At 66.7% G+C, this 7,274-nt stretch carries 5 protein-coding genes; 3 read left to right on the plus strand and 2 right to left on the minus strand.

The window, feature by feature from the left end; all coding sequences use genetic code 11:
• The coding region (locus WAX14_RS12500) for a DEAD/DEAH box helicase (protein WP_422628377.1) at positions 1–3,900 on the minus strand (3,900 nt) is incomplete at its 3' end.
• Positions 3,901–4,093: 193 nt separating this feature from the next.
• Between WAX14_RS12500 and WAX14_RS12505 the strand changes: the two genes are divergently transcribed.
• Together WAX14_RS12505 and WAX14_RS12510 are read left to right on the plus strand one after the other, a co-directional pair.
• Positions 4,094–5,131 (plus strand): hypothetical protein, encoded by a 1,038-nt coding sequence (locus tag WAX14_RS12505; protein WP_422628378.1) that lies wholly within the window; start codon positions 4,094–4,096, stop codon positions 5,129–5,131.
• The gene (locus WAX14_RS12510) at positions 5,106–5,951 is read left to right on the plus strand and encodes a GSU2403 family nucleotidyltransferase fold protein (RefSeq protein WP_422628379.1); all 846 of its coding nucleotides are present in this window, start codon (positions 5,106–5,108) and stop codon (positions 5,949–5,951) included. Before WAX14_RS12505 ends, WAX14_RS12510 begins: the two co-directional genes overlap by 26 nt.
• 86 nt (positions 5,952–6,037) lie before the next feature.
• Here the strand turns inward: WAX14_RS12510 and WAX14_RS12515 are convergent, their stop codons facing one another.
• Positions 6,038–6,880 (minus strand): tyrosine-type recombinase/integrase, encoded by an 843-nt coding sequence (locus WAX14_RS12515; protein ID WP_422628380.1) that lies wholly within the window; start codon positions 6,878–6,880, stop codon positions 6,038–6,040.
• Positions 6,881–7,082: 202 nt separating this feature from the next.
• Between WAX14_RS12515 and WAX14_RS12520 the strand changes: the two genes are divergently transcribed.
• Positions 7,083–7,274, plus strand: a 192-nt coding sequence (locus WAX14_RS12520) for a hypothetical protein (RefSeq protein ID WP_422628381.1), incomplete at its 3' end; no start/stop codon positions are given.

The raw sequence follows: 7,274 nt of genomic DNA on the forward strand, positions 1-7,274 counted from the left end.
CCCCTTGGCGGTGCGCAGGTCGCGCAGGTCGTCGTCGGTCGCGGCGGGCGAGGCCGCGCGGCGTTCGAATTCGGGCATCTCCGCGTCGACGGCGGCGCGGCGCGCGGTGAGTTCGGTGAGGTCGCGGTTCCAGCGGTGCACGGCCTCCTGCAGATCGGTGACGAGCCCGCTGGGTATCCCATCATCACCGGGGGTTGCCCAGGTGCGCAACGAGTCTCGGGTGGATACATCGAGGACATCGTCGAATTGGGCGAGGAACCCGTCGACCAGCGTGTGCGCGTCGGTATCCACGGCGGTGAGCAGACCGGCCATCCAACTGCCCGGATCGAAGCTGCCGAGCACGGCGCGGGCACCGCGCGGCGCGACGGTGGACGGGTCGCGGGCGAGCCGGTCGATGACGTGCGCGACGTACTGACGTTGCAGGATCTCCTCGGCGGTGAGGAAGGTCGCGGGTGGGCGGACGTCGCCCTGGATCACCGACGTCGGGTCGTACAGCTTCGGCAGGTGTTCGCCGCGTCCGCGGACGAACGCGAGAACCAGCGAGTTGCCGGTGAGGCGCCCGGCGCGGCCGACGCGCTGCAGATACGACGAGACGGTGCGTGGCAGCGATCCGAGCATCACGGTGGACAGGTCGCCGATGTCGATGCCCATCTCGAGGGTGGGGGTGGCGACGAGGACGTTGGGGGCCTGCGGGTCGGCGCCGCCGCGTTTGAACGCGGTCTCGTAGCCGAGGCGGGTCGCGGTGGGCAGCAGCGAGGTGTGTTCGCGCGCGACGACGCGCTTCATCTCGGCGGTGTCGTAGAGGCGACGGTAGAAGTTCTGCGCCTTCGGCGCGCGAGTGAGGGTGCCGGGGCAGCGGACGAGCAGGCACGGTGCGCCGTCGAGTTCGTCGATGACGGTGGCCGAGCCGGGGGTGGGGGTGTGGCACACGCTGCACACCAACAGGTGCCGGCGGGCGGCGAGATCCTCGTCCGACGGAGCCGACACGGTGATCGCGGTGGGTGGCAGCCCGTAGGCGGTGAGTCCGCTTTCGGTGAGGACCGCGGTGAGGACCCGTTGTTCGGCGAGGACGGAGAACAGGGAGCGGGCGAGGAAGCTGCCGTCGAACGGGGAAACGTTCAGGCATTGCGACGCCCAGCGTGCATACCAGGAGGAGACGGCGGTGATCGCGTCGAATCCTTCGGGGACGGTGCGTGATCCGATTGCGGGGAATGCGGGGGCGGGCCGGCCCTTCGGGAATGCGGGCATGCCTTCGCCCTTGGGGCGCCCGCCCCACACCCAGCGGCGGTTGGCGTCTTTCTCGATGTACTTGAGTAGCCACGGGTGTCGGATGGCGCCGCGGGTGCGGACCCGTTCGACGGTGCCACGCACCCAACGCGCGATGGCAGCGTTGTCCGGCGGTGTGAGCGAGAGCTGATGTTCGGTGGCGTTGAGTGCGGCACGGCCGAGCCGCACCGGGCGTTCCGGGCCGCCGAGGTCGACTTCGGCGACGGTGCTGCCGGTGAGTTCGAGGGTGCGGCCGAGCCGGGATTGCAACCCGAATTCCAGGTCGATGTCGAATGCGAGGCGCTGTCGCACCTTGTCGGTGGCGTTCTTGCGGGCCTGAGTCGGTGCGTCGGGCTTCCAGAACGGGGTGAACTCGTCGTGGTCGACGATGTCGGGGGCGAGGAGGTGGTAGCGGCGGGCCGGATCGTCGCCGGCGCGGGCCAGGACGGCGTCGCGCAGTTCGGGCAGGCTCAGCGCGGAATCACCGAGGGCGCTGCGCAGCGTCGAACGCAAGCTGAGGGTGTGGGAGCGGGCCTGGACGAACCCGGCGCGGTGCGCGGCGTCCTGCACGCTGTCGGTGAACATCAACGCCTTCTTCTCGTCGGCGTCGAGGGCGGCGTCACCGAACAGATTCGACAGGGTCACCGAAAGCTGGGTGGCGACGGCGCTACCGAGGAACCGGATGCCGTCGGCGACACCGCAGGCCGGGCACATGTCGTTCTTGGAGTCGTCTTCGGTGCTGTCGCCGGTGAGGACCAGGACGGGTAGGACTTTGCCTTCGAGTTGTTCGGTGCCGTCGGGATCGGGTGGTGTGTCGACGATTTCGCGGTCGTCGATGCGGAACCAGCGCAGACCCTCGATGGGGGAATCGGCTCGGGCTGCGCCGACGAGCGCTTCGGCGGGTGCGGAGATCAGCGCGCGGAAGCGGGAGGCGCCGGCCGCGTGGTCGGCGCGGATGGCGTCGTCGGTGACGTCGAGGGTGTGGCCGGTGGGTGCGAGGCGTGCACCCCATCCGGAGCGGCCGCAGTGCCGACAGAAGATGGCCGGCAGGTGCATGACGTCGCCGTCTTCGTGGACGCCGTCGTCGGACCAGCGGTAGGCGGTGTTGGTGGCGACGGCCCGGTCGATGCGGGACAGCTCTCGAATCCACAGGTGCACATCGACATTCAACGCCGCACGACCCACTTCGGCGCGGAGGTGGGAGAGTGCTGCGAACACGTAGTCGAGGAAGCGCTGCTGGGCGGCGCGGACACGGCGGGTGTCCCGCTCGGCGGTGGGTGCGTCGAACAGTGCCTCGGCGAGGTCGGCGAGGGAGATCGCGTCGACGGCGTGGTCGAGCAGCCGCTGCATCAGCGGATGGCCCTTGAGTAGGTGCAGTTGTTCGGTGGCGTCGAGATGCCGCAGCTCGGTGGGGGTGAGACGACGGTCGGTGTCGAGGTCGTCGGCGGTCGTGAACAATTCGGTGCGCTCGAACACTTCCGCACGCTCGAACAGCTCGGCGAGCACTGCGGTAGTCAGGGCGGCGTTCGTGGGCGAGTCCGCGGTGAAGGTGTCGAGGCGGGCGGCGGCGTCGATGACGGCAGGGGTGATCGGGCGGTACAGCCGGTCGAGGGCGGTGTCGCGGTCGGCGAGCCAGGCTGCGGCGGTGAGGCGGGTCTCGCCGATGACGGCGTCGGCGTCGAACTCTTCGCCGAAGACGGTGTGCGCGAAGTCGAGCATCGCAGTGGGTTCGGTCTTGGAACCGAGGGTGGCGGAGGTGGCGACGGGGGTGATGCGGCCGAACGGGCGGGCGCGGTCGGCGTCGGTGACGGGGGAGGCGGCGGTCCAGTGGGCTTTGACGGTGAGGCCGAGACGACGCAGCAGCATGGCGACGTCGGTGCCTTGTGCGCCGTCGTAGGTGTGGAATTCGTCGAGGACGACGTACTGCAGTGCGTCGGCGGAGAGGCGCCAGATGTCGGCGCGGTCGGGGTGTAGCAGCAGGTGGTCGAGCATTTTGTAGTTGGTGAGCAGGATGTCCGGCGGGGCGGCATGCATGAGGGAGCGGTCGGTGATGAGGCCGTCGTCGGTGACTTTGGTGCGTCCGCCGGTGGATTGTTCGCCGGTGTAGAGGCCGGCGGTGACGCCGGACAGTTCGGAATGTTCGGTGATGAGGCGGGCGAGGCGTTCGGCTTGGTCGTTGGCGAGCGCGTTCATCGGATAGAGGATGAGTGCTTTCATCCCGGTGACGCCGGCGGCTTTGGCGCGGAGAACGTGGTCGAGGATCGGGTAGAGGAACGCCTCGGTCTTGCCGGAGCCGGTGCCGGTGGTCACCAGCGTGGGCTGGGGGCGGTCGTGGAATTTCGTTGACAGCCGCTCGAATGCGGCGGCTTGGTGGCCGTAGGGGGTGAATCCCGCCGGCCACCAGTCGAAGTGTGCCCTCCAGCCGCTTTTCGCCGGCGCGAACGGCAGGCGCAGGCGGACAAATGGTCCTTTGAACATGCCGGTGTCGGGGTGACCGACGAAGTCCGACAGGGCGCCCTGCGCGTCGGGGTCGGTGAGGGCGAACGTAGTCGCGAGGTAGTCGGTCAGGCCCTCGCGCAGGTGGTTGGCCTGCAGGGTAGGTAGTAGTGCCCCCACGATGTGTCCGCCTTCCATGCCTGCATTCGATGTCCTGTCGAATCTTGCCCGATGGCGAGAAGGTTGTGGTCGGCGGTCGGTGGGACACACATCCCCACGTTGTTCAGCTAATGATCACCTTCCATTGTCGGTGGAGGTACGCTATTTCCTGAACATGGAGAGGGGTGAAGGAATGGACCCGACGAGTGAACCTCGGAGCGAGGCTGAGATCGTGCGCGCCGGCGTGTCGATACTGACCGACCGCTTGCCGTCTCGCTGGGAAGCTCGCCTGGTCTCGCCCACGGATGCAGGCGTCGGCACAGTCGTGCGGGTCACCGCGCCGGACGAACGCGCCGTGGACCTCGTCCTTCAGGCCCGACGCGTGATCGAAAGTCGCGATGTTCCCACGGTGCGCGAATGGTTCAAAAGCGCTGTCGATGCTCGACGCGGCGCTCATGGTGTGGTTGTGGCGAAGTATCTGTCGCCCCCGGTGCGTAAGCGTCTCCACGATGCGGGAATTTCGTACGTCGACGCCACGGGGAACGTCCAGGTGAACATCGATGTGCCTGGTCTGTTCATTCTGGGTAGCGGCGCAGATCGAGACCCGTGGCGCGGACCGGGGCGTCCGCGGGGAACATTGAAAGGTGCCCCCGCTGCAAAGGTGGTCCGGGCGCTGATCGACGTCGACAGGGAGTGGACGATCAGCGACCTCATCCGGGAATCGGGTTCGTCCACCGGGTCGACCTACCGGGTGGTGGACTTCCTTGCGGGTGAGGAGTTGGCAGTCCGCACAGACACCGGGGGGCTTGTCGTCCCGCACTGGAGCGAGTTGCTGAGGCGGTGGAGTGCGGATTATTCGTTCGTGCGCAACAGTGCTGTCACTCGTTGGATTGCACCGCGCGGATTGCCGGCGCTGATGGCGAAAGTCGCCGGTTCTACCGAGCGGTATGCGGTAACCGGAACGATCGCGGCTGCCTCCTGGGCTGAGTACGCGCCGGCGCGCAACGCGATGATCTACGTCGACGACAGTGCTCGGTGCGCTGAGGGATGGGATCTTCGTGCTACGGATTCTGGCGTGAACGTTCTTCTGGCGGAACCAAGTACAGAGGTCGTCTTCGCGCGGACACTGGTCGGTGAGACTGGGGTCGTCTGTGCAGCTCCAGCGCAGGTGGCTGTCGATCTCCTCACCGGACCCGGCCGCAGCCCGTCTGAGGCCGAAGAACTCATCGAATGGATGGTGCACAATGAGCGTCAGTGGCGCCAACGGTAGCGACGACCTTCTTGTGCGGACGCGGGCGGCGCTGCTCGATGCTGTTGAAGCGTTGGGTGAGCACCGAGACGCGGTGGTGGTGATCGGGGCGCAGGCGATCTATCTTCGCACCGGCGGCGCACCCGTAGCGCTCGCCGAGTCGACCAAGGACGCGGACCTCGCCCTCGATCCTCGGGATTTGTCGGAGAATCCGAGGCTCGAGGAGGCGATGGAGACGGCGGGGTTCTTCCTCGATTCTGCCGGCGGCCAGCCAGGGTCGTGGCGAAACGCCGAGGGGATTCCGGTCGATCTGATGGTGCCCGAAGCGTTGGCGGGGCCAGGATCGAAAAGTACTCGAGGAGGTAGGATTCCACCCCACGGCAAGCGCGCGACCCGACGGGCGCGCGGGCTGGAAGCAGCGGTTGTCGATAATGCTCCGACGTGGGTCGATGCTCTCGACCCGGCTGATGGTCGACGACTGAGTGTGCGCGTCGCCGGTCCATCGGCACTCCTGGTAGCGAAACTGCACAAGCTCGGAGAGCGAGTCGAGACACCGAACCGGTTGAACAACAAGGACGCGCATGACATCTATCGGATTCTCCGGGCCGTTGAGACCGAGGAATTGCGGGGTTCTTTCGTACGTCTGCTGGAGGATGAGGTGAGCGGTCAGGTGACGGCAGAAGCCGTCGTGCACCTGCGAGTGCTGTTCGCTGCCGGCCCGGATGCAGTGGGGTCGGCAATGGCGGGGCGTGCTGAGGAAGGGGTCGGCGATCCCGAAGAGGTTGCGGTTGCTGTGGCCTTCCTCGCGGGCGATCTGGTGGAGGCTTTGCCGCCCGTGTGACCTCCACGACGCGGTGGCTTCCCTGTGTGCCTATGATCGGCAAGGCCGTCAGACGGGCCTGACGGGTGGCCGGTTCCGAAGCGGAATCATTCATGGTTCCAGTTCCTCGACCGAGTCGCGAGAGCATCGCGCATCTTGGTGTCGTCGACAGCCAAATATCGTTGTGTTGTGGCGAGTGACGTATGGCCGAGGATAGTTTGAACCAGTCGAACGTCATGTGTTTGATTGTGAATCTCTGTGGCGCACAAGTGCCGAAGCTGATGCATCGTTGTTCCGTCAGCCAGCGCGCGGGAGACCAGAGTGCCAACCCAATGCGCCGACAGGTGCCCGCCGCTGGGGCTAGGGAAGAGATGGCCGGTGGCTGTTGCGCGGAGAGCATCAGCAAGGTCGTCGGGGAGAGGAAGCACTCGCTTCCGCTGGCCCTTGCCGTGCACGATGAGAGACCAGCCGATGCTGTCGTGGACGAGGTCGTTCTCCGGATGCACTTGGGCAACCTCGCCGCGTCTCATACCCAGTTCGTTCGCGAGCCGGAGCATGAGCCTCACCCGCGGATCGGCGGAGTTCATCGCCTGTGCGACGACTACGGACGCTGCTGGGCGAGGGCGTGGCTGCTCTGGTTTGATCATCGGGAGAACCTCGGCGACGTTCTCCGTCGTTCGGTTTGTAAGGACACCCCACGCCCAGAACCGACGCAGAGAGGACCGGACGGCGCGTGCGGTCTCCCGGCGCCAGTCATGTCGGCCAATCCAGTCGAGCAACTCGGACGGTTCGACGGACCACGGGGAGTCCGCCAGTGCGGCACGTGCGAGACGCCGCACATGGTAGGCGCGTAGGTCGATGGTCTGGGCGGTCAGGCGCATGGCGTGCATGGCGGTTCGCCACGAATCGATTTCGACGGCCCAGGATGGGGCGATGGCAGTTGCGGTCATGCCCACTACTGTCCATCGATAGTGATCTCTGTGGTGACCAGCGTGATCGACAGGTTCGGTCGGCCTGATCCACCTCGAATCGCACTTCACCGACGAGAAGGCCGGTGGCCTCCGCGCCGAGACGTACCGGCGGCTGCGACGACACTGGCAGTTCATCAACGAGCTGAAACTGTTCGAGATCCAGAACCAACGCCGCTACGGGGTGAGCGTCTATGGAGCGGCGCATGGCCCACGATTCCTGCAAGCCGCGTCCTTGTACCACCCCGTCACCGTGGTCCGGTCCCTCGAACATGATGGTTCAGGCGCTGAGCCCGGCATCAAGGACCTCGACGGCAACTGGGACCTCCGGCCACACGCCTCACGCATCGTCACGGTCACCCCCGAGACGCTGAAG

It is taken from the genome of Rhodococcus sp. (in: high G+C Gram-positive bacteria), from assembly GCF_049299235.1.
Lineage (GTDB): Bacteria > Actinomycetota > Actinomycetes > Mycobacteriales > Mycobacteriaceae > Rhodococcus.

What these genes read in the sequence shown, in the direction of transcription:
- WAX14_RS12510 (WP_422628379.1), top strand. Translation starts at nt 5,106, where the DNA reads ATGAGCGTCAGTGGCGCCAACGGTAGCGACGACCTTCTTGTGCGGACG.
- WAX14_RS12515 (WP_422628380.1), bottom strand. Translation starts at nt 6,880, where the DNA reads ATGACCGCAACTGCCATCGCCCCATCCTGGGCCGTCGAAATCGATTCG.